Origin of the sequence: Plantibacter sp. lyk4-40-MEA-4 (assembly GCF_030209415.1) — a bacterium.
GTDB classification, from domain to species: Bacteria; Actinomycetota; Actinomycetes; order Actinomycetales; family Microbacteriaceae; genus Plantibacter; species Plantibacter flavus_A.
Map to the genome: position 1 here is coordinate 537788 of NZ_JARVSA010000005.1, position 17218 is coordinate 555005.

The 17218-nt window shown below is 68.7% G+C and carries 12 protein-coding genes and 1 tRNA gene; 4 read left to right on the top strand and 9 right to left on the bottom strand.

Going from position 1 to position 17218, the window contains the following annotated elements; all coding sequences use genetic code 11:
• Positions 1-30: 30 nt before the first annotated feature.
• Complete coding sequence (locus QRN44_RS12490) at positions 31-1692, bottom strand: S1C family serine protease (protein ID WP_175116101.1); 1662 nt, start codon at positions 1690-1692, stop codon at positions 31-33.
• A 158-nt stretch (positions 1693-1850) separates the two neighbouring features.
• Here QRN44_RS12490 and QRN44_RS12495 point away from each other — a divergent pair, with 158 nt between their 5' ends.
• Complete coding sequence (locus tag QRN44_RS12495) at positions 1851-3047, top strand: aminotransferase class I/II-fold pyridoxal phosphate-dependent enzyme (protein WP_285039271.1); 1197 nt, start codon at positions 1851-1853, stop codon at positions 3045-3047.
• A 62-nt stretch (positions 3048-3109) separates the two neighbouring features.
• Here the strand turns inward: QRN44_RS12495 and QRN44_RS12500 are convergent, their stop codons facing one another.
• From QRN44_RS12500 to QRN44_RS12515, 4 genes are all read right to left on the bottom strand, one after another.
• Positions 3110-4006: a glycine betaine ABC transporter substrate-binding protein gene (locus tag QRN44_RS12500; protein ID WP_064296188.1), complete on the bottom strand. Its 897-nt coding sequence runs from the start codon at positions 4004-4006 to the stop codon at positions 3110-3112.
• Positions 4007-4078: 72 nt separating this feature from the next.
• Positions 4079-5086, bottom strand: coding sequence for an ABC transporter permease (locus QRN44_RS12505; RefSeq protein WP_285039272.1), 1008 nt, complete (start codon positions 5084-5086; stop codon positions 4079-4081).
• Complete coding sequence (locus QRN44_RS12510; RefSeq protein ID WP_082916171.1) at positions 5083-6444, bottom strand: quaternary amine ABC transporter ATP-binding protein; 1362 nt, start codon at positions 6442-6444, stop codon at positions 5083-5085. Before QRN44_RS12510 ends, QRN44_RS12505 begins: the two co-directional genes overlap by 4 nt.
• A gap of 397 nt (positions 6445-6841) precedes the next feature.
• Positions 6842-7324: an Lrp/AsnC family transcriptional regulator gene (locus QRN44_RS12515; protein WP_064296186.1), complete on the bottom strand. Its 483-nt coding sequence runs from the start codon at positions 7322-7324 to the stop codon at positions 6842-6844.
• Between the two features lie 169 nt (positions 7325-7493).
• Between QRN44_RS12515 and ald the strand changes: the two genes are divergently transcribed.
• Positions 7494-8597: an alanine dehydrogenase gene (gene ald, locus QRN44_RS12520; RefSeq protein WP_285039273.1), complete on the top strand. Its 1104-nt coding sequence runs from the start codon at positions 7494-7496 to the stop codon at positions 8595-8597.
• A gap of 159 nt (positions 8598-8756) precedes the next feature.
• On the opposite strand, the gene QRN44_RS12525 is transcribed toward ald, so the two are convergent.
• The 3 genes from QRN44_RS12525 to QRN44_RS12535 form a co-directional block, all read right to left on the bottom strand.
• Positions 8757-8830 (bottom strand) — tRNA-Met (locus QRN44_RS12525).
• Positions 8831-8974: 144 nt separating this feature from the next.
• Complete coding sequence (locus QRN44_RS12530) at positions 8975-11899, bottom strand: UPF0182 family membrane protein (protein WP_231884394.1); 2925 nt, start codon at positions 11897-11899, stop codon at positions 8975-8977.
• 71 nt (positions 11900-11970) lie between these two features.
• Positions 11971-13101, bottom strand: coding sequence for a YlbL family protein (locus tag QRN44_RS12535; protein WP_285039274.1), 1131 nt, complete (start codon positions 13099-13101; stop codon positions 11971-11973).
• A gap of 165 nt (positions 13102-13266) precedes the next feature.
• Between QRN44_RS12535 and QRN44_RS12540 the strand changes: the two genes are divergently transcribed.
• Both QRN44_RS12540 and QRN44_RS12545 read left to right on the top strand, forming a co-directional pair.
• Positions 13267-14619 carry a zinc-dependent metalloprotease gene (locus tag QRN44_RS12540; protein WP_285039362.1) on the top strand — a complete coding sequence of 451 codons (1353 nt, stop codon included), beginning with the start codon at positions 13267-13269 and terminating at the stop codon, positions 14617-14619.
• A gap of 87 nt (positions 14620-14706) precedes the next feature.
• Positions 14707-15576, top strand: a complete 870-nt coding sequence (locus QRN44_RS12545; protein ID WP_285039275.1) for a TOMM precursor leader peptide-binding protein — start codon at positions 14707-14709, stop codon at positions 15574-15576.
• Here the strand turns inward: QRN44_RS12545 and QRN44_RS12550 are convergent.
• On the bottom strand, positions 15464-17197 hold the full coding sequence (locus QRN44_RS12550) for an ATP-dependent helicase (protein WP_121290032.1): 1734 nt from the start codon (positions 17195-17197) through the stop codon (positions 15464-15466). The genes QRN44_RS12545 and QRN44_RS12550 overlap by 113 nt on opposite strands.
• Positions 17198-17218 lie beyond the last annotated feature (21 nt).

A 17218-nucleotide genomic window follows, 5' to 3' on the forward strand; every position in this document is an offset into this window, starting at 1 on the left:
GCGTCCTCCGGGGCGTGACGCCCCGGGGTGTCAGAGCGCGAGCTCGCCGAGCGTGACCTCGGCGGTCTGCGAGTCGTTGCCGCGGGTGAAGGTGAGCTTCGCCGTCGCCCCCGCCGCGAGCGCCCGCACCTGAGCGGTCAGGTCGTTCGCACCGGTGACCGGGACGCCGTTGAACTCGGTGACGATGTCCCCGGACTTCAGACCCGCGGCCTGCGCGGCGCCGTTGTCGGTGACCTTGTCGATGAGCGCGCCCGCGACCGTGCTCTTGGCGTCGCTCGAGGCGTCCTTCACGGTCGCGCCGAGCAGGCCGTGGGTCGCCTTACCCGTCTTGATGATCTCGTCCGAGACGCGCTTGGCGATGTTCGCCGGGATGGCGAAGCCGACACCGATGCTGCCGCTCTGCGACGACGAGTCGGTGCTTCCGGCGCTCGCGATCGCGACGTTGACCCCGATGAGCTTGCCGGTGCCGTCGACGAGCGCGCCACCCGAGTTGCCGGGGTTGATCGCCGCGTCGGTCTGGATGACCGCGATGGAGATCGAGGAGGTCGGCGCGGTCGGGGTGGTCTGCCCCGGCACGTCGAAGTTCCAGGGGCTCTGGTTGTCGCCGTTCGAGTCGCCGGACCCGCCGTCGTCGCTCGATCCGGAGTCCGGAACGGCGGAGGAGGCGACGGTGATGCTCCGGTTGAGGGCGCTGACGATGCCGTCGGTGACGGTTCCCGCCAGTCCGAGCGGCGCACCGATCGCGACGGCCGTCTCGCCGACGTTGAGCTTGTCGGAGTTCGCGAACTCCATCGGGCTGAGACCCGAGGCGTCGTCGAGCTTGATGACGGCGAGGTCGTAGATCGGGTCCGTGCCGACGATCTTGGCGTTGTACAGCTTGCCGTTCGCATCGGTGACCCGGATGGTCGGGTCGGCGACCTGGCCGTCCAGGGTGACCACGTGCGTGTTCGTCAGGACGTAACCGTCCTTGCTGAGGATGATCCCCGAGCCGGTGCCGGCGCTCTGCCCGCCCTGGACCGAGAGGGTCACGACGCTCGGCCCGGCCGTCGCGGCGATGGCCGTGGTCAGGCTGACGTCGGCGTCGTCGTTGATGGTGAACGCCTTCGAGCCAGCCTCGTTGCTCGAGACACTCGACTTCGTCGCGTTCGTGACCCAGAGCGTCGCCCCGGCACCGGACGCTCCTCCGATGAGGGCGCCGACGGCGAGCATCGCGACCATCCCCGCGAGCGGGCGGTTGGTCTTCTTCGTCCGCGCTGCCGGTGGCGTCGGGACGCCAGGGTGCTGCCCGGTCGGCTGCTGGGCGTACGGGGACGCACCGTAGGGACCGTGCTGCTGACCAGGCTGCGGCTGGGCCGCTGGCTGCTGACCGGTGGGCTGCTGGTAGGCGGCGTACGGGTTCGGCTGCTGCTGACGGGAGAAGGCTGCGGACGGGTGCTGCGGCGCCTGCTGGTACGGCGAGCCCTGCTGGGCCGCGCCGTACGGCTGCTGCGTCGGCTGACCGGCGGGCGGTGCGACCGGTGGCATCGCGGTCGGGGGCGGGAAGTACGCTCCTGAGGTCGACGGCCGTGCCTCGCCCGCGGGAGGCACGGTGCCGCCCGCCTGCTCAGCGGGTGCGGACTGCGGCGCGGTCTCACCGTTCGGGGTGGACTGGGGGTGTTCGGCGGGCTGCTGTCCGTCTGCGGTGTCGGTCATGGCAATTCTGCTCCTTCCAAGCGCAGTCAGCTTCCCGTGCTGAGCTGAGTGTTTCATTCGCGCCCGCTGTGCGCCGGCTAGGGCTTCGCCGTAAGGACCTGCGCACGGTGTCCTAGATTGGGAGCGGCCCGCGCCCGCGGCCACGGAAGGATATCGACATGGTGGTTGACGGACCCTGGCGGCGCACCGCCGAAGGCGCCGGCCTCGTCGACGAGGACGGACACGTCTCGTCGACGATCTTCGCGGAGATGAGCGCGCTCGCGCTGCAGACCGGAGCCGTCAACCTCGGCCAGGGGTTCCCCGACGAGGACGGACCCGAGGCCGTCCTGGCCGAGGCGGTCGCGGCCATCGAGCGCGGCGAGAACCAATACCCGCCCGGCCCGGGCACCCTCGACCTCCGCACCGCGATCAGCGAGCACCAGCGACGGTTCTACGGTCTCCAGCCAGACCCGCAGGGAGAGGTGCTCGTCACCGCCGGAGCGACCGAGGCGCTCGCCGCGACCCTGCTCGCCCTCGTCGAGCACGGCGACGAGGTCGTGACCTTCGAGCCGTTCTACGACGCGTACGGCGGACTCATCGCCCTCGCCGGTGGGCGGCATCGGACGGTCAAGCTGCGCGCACCCGACTTCCAGCCGGACCCGGACGAGCTCCGCGCCGCCGTCACCGACCGGACCAGGGTCATCCTGGTCAACACGCCGCACAACCCGACCGGCACCGTCCTCGACCGCGCGACGCTCGACCTGGTCGCCGAGTTGGCGGAGCGCCACGATGCGATCATCGTGACCGACGAGGTCTACGAGCACCTGACCTTCGACGTCCAACACGTTCCGATCGCGACCTTGCCGGGTGCCGTCGAACGCACACTCACGATCTCATCCGGTGGCAAGACCTTCAGCACGACCGGGTGGAAGATCGGCTGGTTGAGCGGACCCCGCGAACTCGTCTCGGCCGTCTCGACGGTCAAGCAGTACCTCAGTTACGTCAACGGCGCACCGTTCCAGCCGGCGATGGCGACCGGACTCCGACTGCCCGACGCCTCGTTCACGGCCATCGCCGACGGCCTGCGCGGCAAGCGGGACCTCCTGAGCGCGGGCCTCTCAGCCGCCGGTTTCGACACCTTCCGGCCGGACGGCACCTACTTCATCGTGGCCGATGCGGCTCCGTTGGGCTTCGACGATGCTGCGGCGTTCTGCCGGGCGCTGCCCGCGCTCGCCGGCGTCGTGGCGGTGCCGCTGTCGGCGTTCTGCCTCGACCGGCACGACCCGGACTACGCGTCACTGGTCCGGTTCGCGTTCTGCAAACGCGTCGAGGTGCTGGAGCGGGCCGTCGACGGCCTCGCCCGACTCCGCAGCTGACGCTCAGATGCACGAGACGACGGGCACCGGATCGCTCCGGTGCCCGTCGTCTCTTCGATCCGCTACTTGGTGAGCGAGTCCACGTACTCCTGGTTGTCGCTGATCCACTGCTTGACGACCGGCGCGTAGTCCTTCGAGTCACCCTCGTTGAACATCGCGTTCTCGAGCGAGAACAGTCGCTCCGAGTCGAAGTCGAAGTCCTTCAGCCACCCGGCGAGCGTCGGGTACTCGTCCGCGAAGTCGGCCTTGCCGAAGCTGTGGATGCCTTCGGCGTCCCCGAGCGCGCCCTTCGGGTCCTCGAGGTCCTTGATCGGGAACGCGTCATAGGCCCAGTGCGGACGCCACAGCGTGACGGCGATGTTCTCACCGGCGTCGGTCGCGGCCTTCAGCTCCGACAGCATCGCCGGGGTGCCCGAAGTCAGGAACTCCCAGTCGTCGAGGCCGTACTCGGGGATGACCTTGTCCTGGGTCGCCTCCGTGAGTCCGGCACCGGGGTCGATGCCGACGAGGCGGCTGTCGAAGAGGTCCGCGTTGGCCGCGAGGTCCTCGAGCGAGTCGACGGGGGCGTCCTCGTTGACGGCGATCGTGAGCTTGGCGTCGGTGTTCCAGGCGCCGAGGTCGACGACGTCGTCACCGAACTTCTCGATGTAGCTCGCGTGGGTCGTCGGCAGCCAGACGTCGAGCGTCAGGTCGTAGTCACCGGTGCTGAGGCCGGAGAACACCGGGGCAGGCTCCGCCTCCTCGAGGGTGACGTCGTAGCCCTGCTCCTCGAGCACGGCCTTCCACAGCTCGGAGGCCGCGATGCCCTCGTCCCAGCCGCTGAACACGGCGATGGTCACCGCCTGCTTGTCGCCGTTCTCGAGCGTCTCATCAGCGGCGCCGGCGGAGCAGCCGGAAATGGCGAGCGTCGCCGCCGCCCCCGCTGCGATGGTGGTTGCGATCTTGGTGCGGTACTGCATGTTCGATGATTCCTTTCGTCCCGCGTGACGCGGGGATCGGTGTCGTCGGATGGAAAGCTGTGTGCCGGTGGGTCACCGCACGGCGGTCGGCGACTCGGCGGGGGTGCGCTGTTCCTCGCCTGAGGCGGTGCTGTCGGTCGTCGTGGTGCTTGCGGCCGGTGCCGGGCGGATCCCGGCGGGCGAAGCCGGGGCAGCCTTCGTACGCTTGCCGCGCTGCTTGCGACCGCCGCCGAGGGAGGCGGTGAGACGGTCCAGGAAGATCGCCAGGATGACGACCGACAGGCCCGCTTCGGAGCCGAGCTGGATGTCGATCCGGGAGAGGCTCTTGACGACGTCGCCTCCCAGGCCGCCGGCGCCGACCATGCCGGCGATGACGACCATCGAGAGCGAGAGCATGATGACCTGGTTGACTCCGGCCATGATGTTCGGCATCGCGAGCGGCAGCTGGATCTGGCGCAGGATCCGCCAGGAGGAAGCACCGAACGCGTTGCCGGCCTCGACGACCTCGCGGTCGACGTTGCGGATCCCGAGTTCCGTGAGACGGACTGCCGGGGCCAGCGCGAAGACGATCGTCGCGACGATGCCCGGGACGACGCCGATGCGGAACAGGATGAGCGCGGGGATGAGGTACACGAACGCAGGAGTCGTCTGCATGAAGTCGAGCAACGGGCGGATGATCGACGATGCGACCTTCGAGCGGGCCGCCAGGATGCCGAGCGGGATCCCGATCACGATGGCGATGAGACCGGCCACGAGCACGAGCGAGAGCGAGTCCATCGCGTTGTCCCACTGCTCGACGCCGACGATGATCAACAGCCCGACCGCGGAGCCGACGGCGAACACCGGGCCCCGTGCGACGAGGGCCAGCAGGGCGGCGACGATGATGATCACCCAGAACGGCGGACCGCTGAGCACGAGGTCGACGCCGTCGTACAGCCCCTGGAAGACGCTCCGGATGACGTCGAAGACGGGCTGGAAGACGTCGGTGATGAAGTCGACGAAGGCTTCGACCCACGCACCGATCTCTGGGCGGGTGATGGCGTCCAGGAACCCGGACGACTGGAGACGGATGCCGTTCATCGGACACTCCCTTCCGGCAGGCTCGCTGCCGGTTCGGCGGCGCTGGTCTCGATCGACGAGGTCACGTCGTCGGGGTGCTGCGGGTCCTCCGCGGTCGACCGCAGGGTCGCCGTGATGAGCTCGACGGGCACCGTCGCCGGCGGCCCGACGAGGCTGATCTCGTCCGTGTTGGTCGGGACGTTGCCGACGGCGGCGAGCAGGGTCACCCGCGGGACGACGCCGAGCAGGCGCGTCCGCTCGTCCACGACGGCGACGGGCAGGGCACTCTCGACGGCGGACTCGAAGAGGTCGACGAGCGCCGCCTCCGGCGAGACCGTGGCGAGGTCGGCGGTGATGACGCTCCCGAGCTGGTGGTCGCCCGCCCGGACGAGACGCAGCACGTCCTTGTCGCGGACGACGCCGAGGAGCTGCCGGCCCGGACCGACCACGAAGGCGGTCGAGGTCTGCAGGTCGCGCATGATGCGCAGGGCAGCCCGGGGTCCGGCGGACGCGGAGACGACGGAGCGCGCGGGTTCCATCACGCCACCGGCGGTCAGGACGCGGGCGCGGTCGACGTCCTGGACGAACTGGGCGACGTAGTCGTTCGCCGGGTCGGTCAGGATGTCGTTCGGGGTGCCGACCTGGACGATCCGGCCGTCACGCATGACGGCGATCCGGTCGCCGAGGAACATCGCCTCGTTGAGGTCGTGGGTGATGAACACGATGGTCTTGCCGAGCTCGGCCTGCAGCTCGACGAGCTGCTCCTGCATCTCGCGGCGGATGAGGGGATCGAGCGCGGAGAACGCCTCGTCCATGAGGAGGATGTCGGTGTCCGAGGCGAGTGCGCGGGCGAGGCCGACGCGCTGCTGCATCCCGCCTGAGAGCTGGCCCGGGAGCTTGTCCTCCCAGCCTGCGAGCCCGACACGCTCGACGACGGCCTGGGCCCGCTCGCGTCGTTCAGCGGCCGGCACACCCTTCACCTCGAGTCCGTAGGCGGCGTTCTCGAGCACTGTGCGGTGCGGCAGCAGGGCGAAGTGCTGGAAGACCATCGAGATGTTGTCCTGTCGGACCGCACGCAGCTGCTTCGAGGACACCCCCGAGATCGGCTTCCCGGCGATGGTCACGGTGCCCGCCGTCGGCTCGAGCAGGCCGTTGAGCATCCGGATCAGCGTCGACTTGCCCGAGCCGGAGAGGCCCATCACGACGAAGATCTCGCCCTGCTTCACCTCGAACGAGGCGTCGATGACGGCCGCGGTGGTCCCGCCGGAGGCGAGTTCGTCACGCGCGGCACCGGCCTGCAGGCGTTTCACGGCTTCCTTCGGCTTCCTGCCGAAGACCTTGTACAGTCCCGTCGCGGAGACGGCAATCGTTTCGGTCATGTGTTCTCCTGGAAGCGCACGCGGAACCGCGGTGCGCTCTTCCTGTCGATCGTCAGGCCGGGTCGAACGGCTCTCGATCCGCCCCATCGGCGCACTGATGGACAGCGCGCGGGCTCGGATCACGTGGGGCGACAACGGCTACCGCGTGGCGTTCGACCGTACGTCCAGCACGCCGTCACGGGGCGACAGGGGGCGGGACGCGGTTACGTAGGTCAGCCCTTGCGGGCCGTCGACAACGCTAACGAAACTCACAGCTGCTGGCTAATCGGCGATCCGCCAAAAGGCGGACATCGCGCACGGCCTCCATGGCAAAACCGAACATGGTCAGGGTTTTCCGTTCGAGTCCTTCGTTATGCGTTCGTGACCTTCACCCGGCCGGTACAGCCGCGGATCACGGTCACTCCCCCACCGCGACGCCGATGAACGAGTGATCGAACACCAGACTCGTGCGCGTCGAGGCGACCGTCGGATCCGCCGACAGGTGCTCGACGACGAAGTCGCGGATGTGGGCGCTGTCCCGCGCCGCGAGATGGATGACGAAGTCCTCGGAGCCGCCGAGGAAGAACACCTGCACGACTTCCGGGAGCTGTCGGATGCCGGCGCTGAACTCGGCGATACGGGCTCGAGCTCCTGCCCTGATGTTGACGCTGATGAGCGCCTCGAGACCGAGCCCGACCGCGACCGGATCGATACGCGCCGAGAACCCCGTGATCACGCCGCGATCGACGAGCGACCGCACCCGGGCGACGCACGTCGAGGGCGCGATGCCGACGAGCTCCGCCATGCGGGCGTTCGTCATGCGCGCGTTCTCCTGGAGGAGCCGCAGGAGTGCGTGATCGACGTCGTCGAGGTCCGCACTGCTGTGCAGATTGTTCGTCATGCTGCGCCTGCTCTCGATCTTTTCCGAATCATCGGCGATTTTCAGGGAAGATTCCGTGAAAGCTGCGGTGTTCATGAGCCTGAAACGCAGCAACCTCAGAATAGTCGCACACCGTCCACCGACGAGCGGGAGAGCCGAGCCTTGGCCCAGCCTGCGAGAGGAACCAGCCATGCGAATCGGCATCCCCACGGAGATCAAGAACAACGAGAACCGGGTGGCGGCGACGCCCGGCGGCGTCCACGAACTCGTCCGACACGGCCATGAGGTCGTCGTCCAGGCGGGCGCCGGCCTCGGGTCCGGCAATCCCGACGAAGCGTATCGCGCCGCCGGCGCGACCATAGCCGCCGATGCGGCCTCCGTATGGGCGGCGGGCGACCTCCTGCTCAAGGTGAAGGAGCCCGTCGCCGCCGAGTACGGCTTCCTGCGGGCAGACCAGACGCTCTTTACCTACCTGCACCTCGCAGCGGACCGACCCCTCACCGACGCCCTGCTCGCCTCTGGGACCACCGCGATCGCCTATGAGACCGTCCAACTCCCCAATCGCTCCCTGCCGCTCCTGCAGCCGATGAGCGAGGTCGCGGGACGACTGTCGACGCAGGTCGGCGCGTACCACCTCATGCGAGCCACCGGCGGACGCGGAATGCTCCTGGGCGGCGTGCCCGGAACCCCCAAGGCGAAGGTCGTCGTCATCGGCGGCGGGGTCGCGGGCGAGCACGCCGCGGCCAACGCGCTCGGCATGCAGGCGGACGTCACGATCATCGACATCTCCATCCCTCGCCTGCGCGAGCTGGAGAACCGTTTCAGCGGGCAGATCCAGACCAGACCGTCATCGGCGTACGAGATCGCGGAGCAGCTCCGCGACGCCGACCTCGTCATCGGCTCGGTCCTCATCCCCGGGGCTCAGGCCCCGAAGCTCGTCACCGACGCCATGGTGGCGGACATGAAACCCGGCTCGGTACTCGTCGACATCGCGATCGACCAGGGCGGCTGCTTCGAGGGCTCCCGGCCGACGACGCACGACGACCCGACGTTCCGGGTCCACGACAGCCTGTACTACTGCGTGGCCAACATGCCCGGCGCCGTCCCGGAGACCTCGACACGCGCGCTGACCAACGCCACCCTCCGGTACGCACTCGCCATCGCCGACCAGGGCACGGGAGAAGCGGTGGCCGCCGACGCAGCGCTCCGCGCGGGCGTCAACGTCCACGCGGGTGCGGTCACCAACGCCGGCGTGGCAGCAGCGTTCGGCCTCCCGGTTGCAGCGCTCGACTGACCCTCGAGCCCGGACCACCCACACCCGGTCACTGAGCCTGTCGAAGCGCCCCGACCCGACCGCCCTTCGACAAGCTCAGGGACCGGGTCGTTCCAGACCATACTTCTCCGTAAACGACGAAATCCCGGTCTCGAGGAGACCGGGATTTCATCTTTTCTGTTGCAGGGGCAGGATTTGAACCTACGACCTCTGGGTTATGAGCCCAGCGAGCTACCGAACTGCTCCACCCTGCGGCACAAGAGATAAACCTAGCATGCATTCTGGGGCCGTGCAAATCGCGTACCGCCAAGGACCCCGTCGCCGGCAGAATCCCTCCCCCTCGAACGCCGAACGGCGTCGCCCGTCAGGGCGACGCCGTTCAGATCGTGGGCTCGGAATCAGCCGTTCAGCAGCGCGAGAGCCTGCGCGAGAGCGTCCGACACCTTCTTGTCCGCCACCCCGTAAGCAGCCCAGTCGCCGCTCGCCATCGCGGCGTCCTTCTCGACCATCGCAGCCTTCGCCTGGTCGAGGAGCGTCTTGATCTGAGCGTCGACCGTCGGGTCGCCCGTGCTCGGGGTCGTTCCACCGTCGGTGCCGCCTCCGGTGTCCGTGCCGTCCGTCGGGGGTGTGGTGCTGTCTCCCGGCACGTTCGTGTCACCGGCGTCGGCACCCGAGTCTCCACCGAACAGGACGTCGAGCGCTTCGTCGAGGGTGTCCTCGAACGCGATCTTGTCGCCGAAGGCCACGAGCACCTTCTGCAACAGCGGGAAGCTCGTGTCGCCCGTGGACTTCACGTACACCGGTTGGACGTACAGCAGCCCACCTCCGACGGGCACCGTCAGCAGGTTGCCGTTCAGCACCTCGGTCTGACCCTGCTTCAGGATGTTGATCTGGCTCGACACGCTCGGGTCGGAGTCGAAGGTGTTCTGCACCTGACCAGGGCCCGGCACGGTGTCGTCTTTCGGGAGGGTCAGCAGTCTGATCTTGCCGTAGTCGGAACTCCGCTTCCCGTCCTCGGCGCCGGCGTTCGCGTCGACCGCGAGGTAGCCGGTGAGCACGTTCCGCGACTGTTCACCGCCCTGACGAGGGATGAACGTCGAGTACAGCGAGAAGGAGGGAGACTCCTGGCCAGGCAACTGCATCGTCAGGTAGTAAGGCGGCTGATAGGTCTTGTTCGTATCGGTCGACTGCGGATCGTTGGGGGTGACCCAGGCGTCCTCACTCGAGTAAAACGAACCGGCGTTGGTGACGTGGTACTGACCGAGCACCGAGCGCTGGACCTTGAAGAGATCGGCCGGGTACCGCACGTGGCTCATCAAGTCGCCGGACATATCCGACATCGGCTTGACCGTCGACGGGAACACCTTCTGCCAGGTCTTGAGGATCGGGTCCTGGTCGTCCCAGCTGTAGAGCGTGACCTTGCCGTCGTACGCGTTGACGGTCGCCTTCACCGAGTTCCGGATGTAGTTGACGTCGTCGAGCGCGTAGTTCTGCGCCGGCGTGACCGAGTCGGAGATGGTGTCCGACAGGCTCACGGTCTTCGAGTACGGGTAGCTGGCGCTCGTCGTGTATCCGTCGACGATCCAGACGATCTGACCGTCCACCACCGACGGGTAGGGGTCGGAGTCGAGCGTCAGGTAGGGGGCGACCTTCTGGACCCGGGTGAGCGGGTCGCGGTCGTAGAGGATCTGCGACTTGCTGTTCACGGAGTCCGACAGGAAGATCTGCTCGGACTGGAACTTCAGGGCGTAGACGAGCTTCTTGAAGACGTTGTCGAGCTTGGGCCCGCCGTCGCCGTCGAAGGTGGTGTAGGTCTGCGACTCGCCCTGGGTGCCCGACGGATAGTCGAGTTCCACCGGGTCAGAGCCCTTGGGGGCACCGACGATGGAGTAGTCGGGCGACTGCTCGCCGAAGTACACGCGCGGCTCGAAATCGCCGAGCGAGCCGGTGGTGGGGATGCCGGACTCGAGGAAGACCGGCTCGCCGGAGGCCGAGCGCTGGTTGCCGTAGGCGGCGACCAGCCCGTACCCGTGGGTGTACACCACCGTGTTGTTGATCCACGACTGCGAGTTGTCGAGACCGGCGACGTTGAGTTCGCGGACCGCGACGACGGCGTCCTGCGTCTTGCCGTCGATGTTGTAGCGGTCGACGTCGAGCTGCTTGTCGAAGGAGTAGAACTGCTTGAACTGCTCCAGCTGTGCCACGGATGCGCTCACGAGCGACGGGTCGATGATCCGGATGTTCGCCGTGGTCTCGGCGTCCTGACGGAGCGCGCCGGGAGTCGCGTCGGTGGTCGCCGCGTACTCCTCCTCCTCCACGCCGGCGATCCCGTAGGCGTCGCGCGTCATGTCGATGTTCCGCTTGATGTACGGCGTCTCGAGACTCTTCGCGTTCGGCTCCACCTGGAAGCGCTGGACGATCCACGGGTATAGGCTGCCGACGATGAGCGACGCGACGATCAGCAGCGCTGTGCCGACGAGCGGCAGACGCCAGCGGCCGGTGAACGCGGTGACGACGAACAGGACCGCGACCATGAGCGCGATCCCGGCGAGGATCACCCGACCGGGGATGGTCGCGGCGACATCGGTGTACGAGGCTCCGGTGATGAGCGTGCCGGTGTCGTTCAGGGTCGTGTACTGATCGAGCCAGAGGCTGACGGCCTGCAGGATGAGGTAGAGCGCGGCGAGCACCGAGATCTGTACGCGGGCCGCCATCGAGATCCAGACCTCGCGGCTGACCACCCGGATGCCTCCGTAGAGGTAGGTGACGACGGCGGTGGCGATCAGGGCGATCAGGACGACCGCCGAGGAGAAGGCGACCACGGCCTGGAAGAACGGCAGGTCGAAGAGGTAGAACGAGACGTCGAGGTTGAACTGCGGGTCCTTGGTGCCTGCGGGCGTGCCGTTCATCCAGAGCAGGACCAGCTGCCAGCGCGAAGCGGCGGCGACACCGCCGAAGAGGCCGAACAGCGCGGGGATACCGTAGGTCGCGAGTCGGCGCAGCGGCTCGACGACCTGCTGGTAGCGGTCGACCTGGGAGCTGAGCTTCGCGTACACCGGGCGTGTCCGGTAGGCGATCTCGATCGCGAGCCACACGGGCAGGGCCATACCCACGAACCCGACGAGGAACATGGCGATTGCCGCGATCCACTGCGTGGTCAGGACCTCGGTGAAGCCGAGCTGTTGGAACCACAGCAGGTCGGCGTAGAACCCCGAGAACACGAAGAACCCGATCAGGAGCGCGGCGATGATCGCCACCGTGATCGCGATCGGGGCGCGTCGGCGCTGAGTGGACAGGGGCTTCTCTGCTGCTGCGGATGTCACGTGTGGCCTCTTCAGATAGGGGTCGTCCCACCCATCCTAAAGCGGCCGGGCTGGGAGAGCGCCCGAAGCGTTCAACCGGCCGAGCAGGTGGGCAGCTTGCTCGTGTCGGCTCCGTCGGCGATGGCCTCGAGCGCTGCGAGCGAATCGTCGAGGGTCTTCACGGCGAAGACCGTCAACCCGTCGGGGACGTGTCCGACGACCTCGTCGCAGTTGCTCTCCGGCGCGAGGAACCACTCGGCACCGGCGTCCTTCGCACCGAACAGCTTCTGCCGGATGCCGCCGATCGCGCCGACGTTGCCGTCGGCGTCGATCGTCCCGGTCCCGGCGACGTCCTTCCCGCCGTTGAGCTCACCCGGGGTGAGCAGGTCGATCATGCCGAGCGCGAACATCATCCCTGCGCTCGGGCCGCCGACGTTGTCGAGCTGGATGGTGATGTCGACGGGGAGGTCGTAGGTGGTCTTGGTACCGATGCCGATCACGGTCGAGGTCGTCCCGTCGGACGCGGTCGCGGTCGTCGGCGTGATCTCGACGGTGCTCGCCGCTCCCCCGCGCACGATGTCGAGCGTGACCGGCTTGTCCGTGCCGTTGGCGTTGATCGCGTCCCGCAGGGCCGCCAGGCCGGTCACCGGCGTACCGTCGACCGCGACGATCTCGTCGTCGAGCTGCAGCACACCCTGCGCGGGGGCACCCTCCGCGATCTGTGCCACCACGATGTGCTCGGGGACCTCGTACCCGAGCTCACGCAACGCCGCCGCGACCGAGTCCTGCTGCGAGTCGACCATGAGGGTCGCGTTCTGCTCGTCGCGCTGCTCGGTCGTGACGCCGGGCGGGAAGTAGAGGTCCATCGGCACGACGGCGCGGCTCGGGTCGAACCAGGCCGAGACGATGTCGAGCCAGCCCGGGCTCCGTTGCGGATTCCCGACCAGCTGGACCGTCAACATGTCGAGCGTGCCGCCGGTGTCGTAGGTCTGCTCGTCGTGGACCTCGATGAGCGGGACGTCGCCGTCGTCGCCCTCGGTCGTACCCAGCACGTTGAACACGGGACCCGGCTGTTCGATGACGTACGGCGCGGGTACCGCCGACAGCACTCCGAGGAGGACGAGCGAGAGGCTGAGCACGATCCAACCGAACCGGGCGTGACGATTGCGACCCTGACCGGTCGGCGCCGAAGCGGTGGGAGCCTCATCGGCGAAGAGCGACATGCAAGCCTTCCGGAGTGTTCGCGGTGGGCGGAAACCCGACCAACCATACCCCGGCGATTCTTCAGCGAGGTGCGACTAGCGTAGAAGGCCCAGCACCGAGCTATCTGAGAGGCGGCTGACGTGCCAGAGGATTCCGACAAGAGTCCGGAGGACGAGTTCCGCGACATGCTCCGCGAGCTCCTCTCCGGCAACGGTTCGTTCGACCCGAGCCAGCTCGCCGGCGCGGCCGGCCTCCCCAGCGATCCGGCCAGTCTCGCTGCGCTCATGTCGCAGCTCCGGGGCGCACTCCGCTCCGGTGGCGACGGCATCAACTGGGACACCTCGCTCCAGCAGGCGAAGACCATCGCCGGGGACGGCGCCCAGGACACGACGCCCGAGCAGCGTGCGGCGTTCGAGCAGGCTTTCCACATCGCCTCCCTGTGGCTCGCCGACGTCACCGACGTGGCCGAGCTGTCGAGCGAACCGGCCCTGTACACGAGGACCCGCTGGGCCACGAAAACCATGCCGTTCTGGACGCAGCTCGCCGAGCCGGTGGCCACGAACATCGCGAACGCCCTGACCGGCGTGCTCACGGAACGCGCGCCCGAGGAGCTGTCGAGCATGATCGCGAACGCCGGACAGCTCGTCCGCGGCATCGGCGGCACGCTCTTCGCGATGCAGCTCGGACAGGTCGTCGGTCAGCTCTCCAAGGAGGTCGTCTCCGGCGGCGACATCGGCATCCCACTGCTCGACGACAACGAGGCAGCCCTGGTGCCCCAGAACGTCGCCGACTTCGGCGAGGGTCTCGACATCCCGGCGGATCAGGTCCAGATCTACCTCGCGGTCCGTGAACTCGCGCACGCACGACTCTTCCGCCACGCCCGCTGGCTCCGCCTGCACCTCATCTCCTCGATCACCGACTTCGCGCGCGGCATCCGGATCGACACCGAGCGACTCGAGGAGCTCGCCGAGAGCTTCGACCCGTCGAACCCCGAGGAACTCCGCGAGGCCATGACGAGCGGAGCGCTCATCCCCGCCCGAACCGAAGCGCAGGACGCGAGCCTCGCTCGACTCGAGACGACGCTCGCCCTCATCGAGGGCTGGGTCGACGTGGTCACCGCGGCAGCCACCGAGCGTCTCCCCCGCTCCGCGGCCATCGCGGAGACCGTCCGCCGACGCCGCGCCGCCGGTGGGCCGGCCGAACAGGCCCTGGGTGCACTCGTGGGACTCGAACTGCGCCCCCGCCGGCTGCGTGAGGCTGCGCAGATGTGGCAGCAGGTCACCGACGCCGTGGGCACCGCGCAGCGCGACGCCCTGTGGTCGCACCCCGACCTCGTGCCCACCGCAGCCGACATCGACGCCCCGGAGGCCCTCATCGCGCGCCTCGAAGCCGAGGCCAGGGGTGAGCGTCCGGAGCAGGACGAGATGGATCTCGCGCTCGAAGACCTCCTCCGTGGCGAGGAACGCGGCGACCAGCACGACGACGAGCCCGGTTCGGAGCCCTCCGGCCCGAACGGTGCCGGCGGCCCCCCGGTCTGACCCACGGCGACGCTCCACAACTCGTCCTACCGGGCGGGCTGTGGACAGTACCGACGCGACCGGTCGTCGACCCGCCATCATCGATGGATGACGACGCGCATCGATCCCAGGAGACCACTGCTCTGGCGGACCCCGCACAGCCTGCAGGTGGGCGTCGATGAAGCGGTCGTGCTCGAGAGCGTCCGGACCGAGACCGAGCAGGTCGTCGCGGCACTGCGTGCCGGCTTCCCTGACCTGGTCGAGCGACGACTGCCGGACGCGTTCGACATCCCGGCCCAGGAGTTCGATCGCGTCCTCTCGACACTCGACCCGGTGATCGAGCACCACGGCGCCACCTCCGGAACCGCCATGATGCATCGGGTCGTCGTGGACGGCGCGAGCCCGGCGGCCGAGCTCGTCCGACGCCTCCTCTCCGAGCATGAGGCGGTCGGACTCCTGCCGCCGGAGTCCGTGTCGACGGAACCCGGGCCGCAGCCCGACCACGTCGCCGTCGCCGTCCTCTTCGCCGACTTCGTCATCCCGCCGAGTCGGTACACGCGTTGGCTGCGCGACGACGTCCCGCACCTGCCGGTCGTCTTCAGTGATCGAGTCGTCAGGATCGGGCCGTTCGTGACACCGGGTTCAGGGCCGTGCCTGCACTGCGTGGAGCTGCACCGCACCGACGACGATCCGACCTGGCCGGCCGTCGCATCCCAGCTCCTCGGCCGCCGTTCGCCGCTCGACACCCAGCTCCTCGGCGCGGAGGTCGCGACCCGCGTGACCCGCCTGGTGATCCGCCATCTCGACGCGTCCCAGCCCATCCTCGCGAGCACCCAGCTGGTGGTCGACGCCGCGACCGGTGGGGTCAGGCGCCGCGTCGTCCGGGAGCACTCGAGGTGCGCATGCCGAGCTCTGCCAGGAACCGCGACGGCTCACGTCGACCACCGCGTTGCTGCATCTCGGACCAGGACAGGTTGAGCAGCCGCTTGGCGCGCGTGATACCGACGTAGAGAAGCCTCCGTTCCTCGTCCGCCTGCTCGAACTGCTTCGCGTAGGAGATCGGCAGGTATCCCTCGGAGAGCCCGATGAGGTGCACCGCCTCCCACTCGAGGCCCTTCGCCGAGTGCAACGTCGCCAGCGTGACCGCCTCGACCGTCGGTTCGTGCTGAGCGGCCTGCCGCAGTTGCAGCTCATCCGTGAAGGCGCGGAACGAGGTGCCTTCCGGCGCCTGGTCGACGAGCCCCATGATCGCGTTGAGCGACTCCCAGCGGTCGCGCACCGCACCGCCGCCGTCGGGCGGGTCCTGGCTCCAGCCGAGCGACCGGAGCACGTCGCTCACGGACTTGAACAGGGGCTCGCCGCTGATCGAGACGGAGGCCGCGCGGAGCTGGAGCAGGGCCTGCCGCACCTCGGGCAGCTCGAAGAAGCGCTTGGAGCCGTGCATGACGTAGGGGATGCCGGCTTCGCCGAGGGCCGTCTCCAACGCCGCCGCCTGGACGTTGATCCGGTAGAGCACGGCGATCTCCGAGGCCGGGACGCCCGCCTGCAGCTGCACGAGGATCTCCGAGGCCACGCCTCTCGCCTCGGACAGCTCGTTCGGATACTGCCGCAGGCCGACCGCCGGCGTCTCGGGCCGTGCGGTCTGGGTGCCCTCGTCGTCGCGTGCGGTGGCCGCTGAGAGGTGCAGTGCCCCCGGACGACCCCGCATGAGCGTGTTCGCCGCGGCCACGACGGGCGGGGCGGAGCGGTAGTTGCGCTCGAGCCGGACGACCGTGGCGTCGTGGTACCGGGTCGGGAAGTCGAGCAGGTAGTCGGACCGCGCACCGGCGAAGGAGTAGATGGTCTGGCTCGCGTCGCCGACGACGCACACGTCCCGTCGACCGCCCAACCAGAGTTCGAGGAGACGGTGCTGCAGCGGCGAGACGTCCTGGTACTCGTCCACGACGAAGAACCGGTACTGCTCGTGCACCTGCATGGCGACGGCGGGCTCGGTCTCGATCATGCCGGCGCAGGCGAGCAGGACGTCCTCGAAGTCGATGCGCCGACGCTCGTCCTTCAACTGCTCGTAGGTCTCCTGGAGCGAGACGACCTGCTCGAGGGACAGCTTGGCCGGCAGCGGCCGGTTCGACGCCGCGTACTGCTCGAGGGTCAGGCCGGACACCTTGCGCCATTCGATCTCACCCGCCACGTCGCGCAGGGTCGCCGTGTCGACCCGCAACCGGAGTCGCTCCGCCGCGTGCCCGAGGACCCTGCCCTTGCTCTCGACGAGCGCGGGAACCTGTCCGCCGACGACCTGGGGCCAGAAGAAGTTCAGCTGCGAGAGCGCGGAGGCGTGGAAGGTCCGGGCCGAGACCCCCTCGGCGCCGAGGGCCCGGAGCCGGCCACGCAGTTCCGCAGCCGCGCGACTGGTGAAGGTGAGCGCCATGACGCGCGACGCCGTGTACGTCCCGGTCGCGACGCCGTAGGCGATGCGATGGGTGATCGCACGGGTCTTGCCGGTGCCGGCGCCGGCGAGCATGCACACGGGGCCCCGGAGCGCCTCCGCCGCGACAGCCTGGTCGGGGTCGAGTCCGGCCAGCAGTTCGGCCGGGCTGCTCATCGTCGACCCTCGGTGGTACCG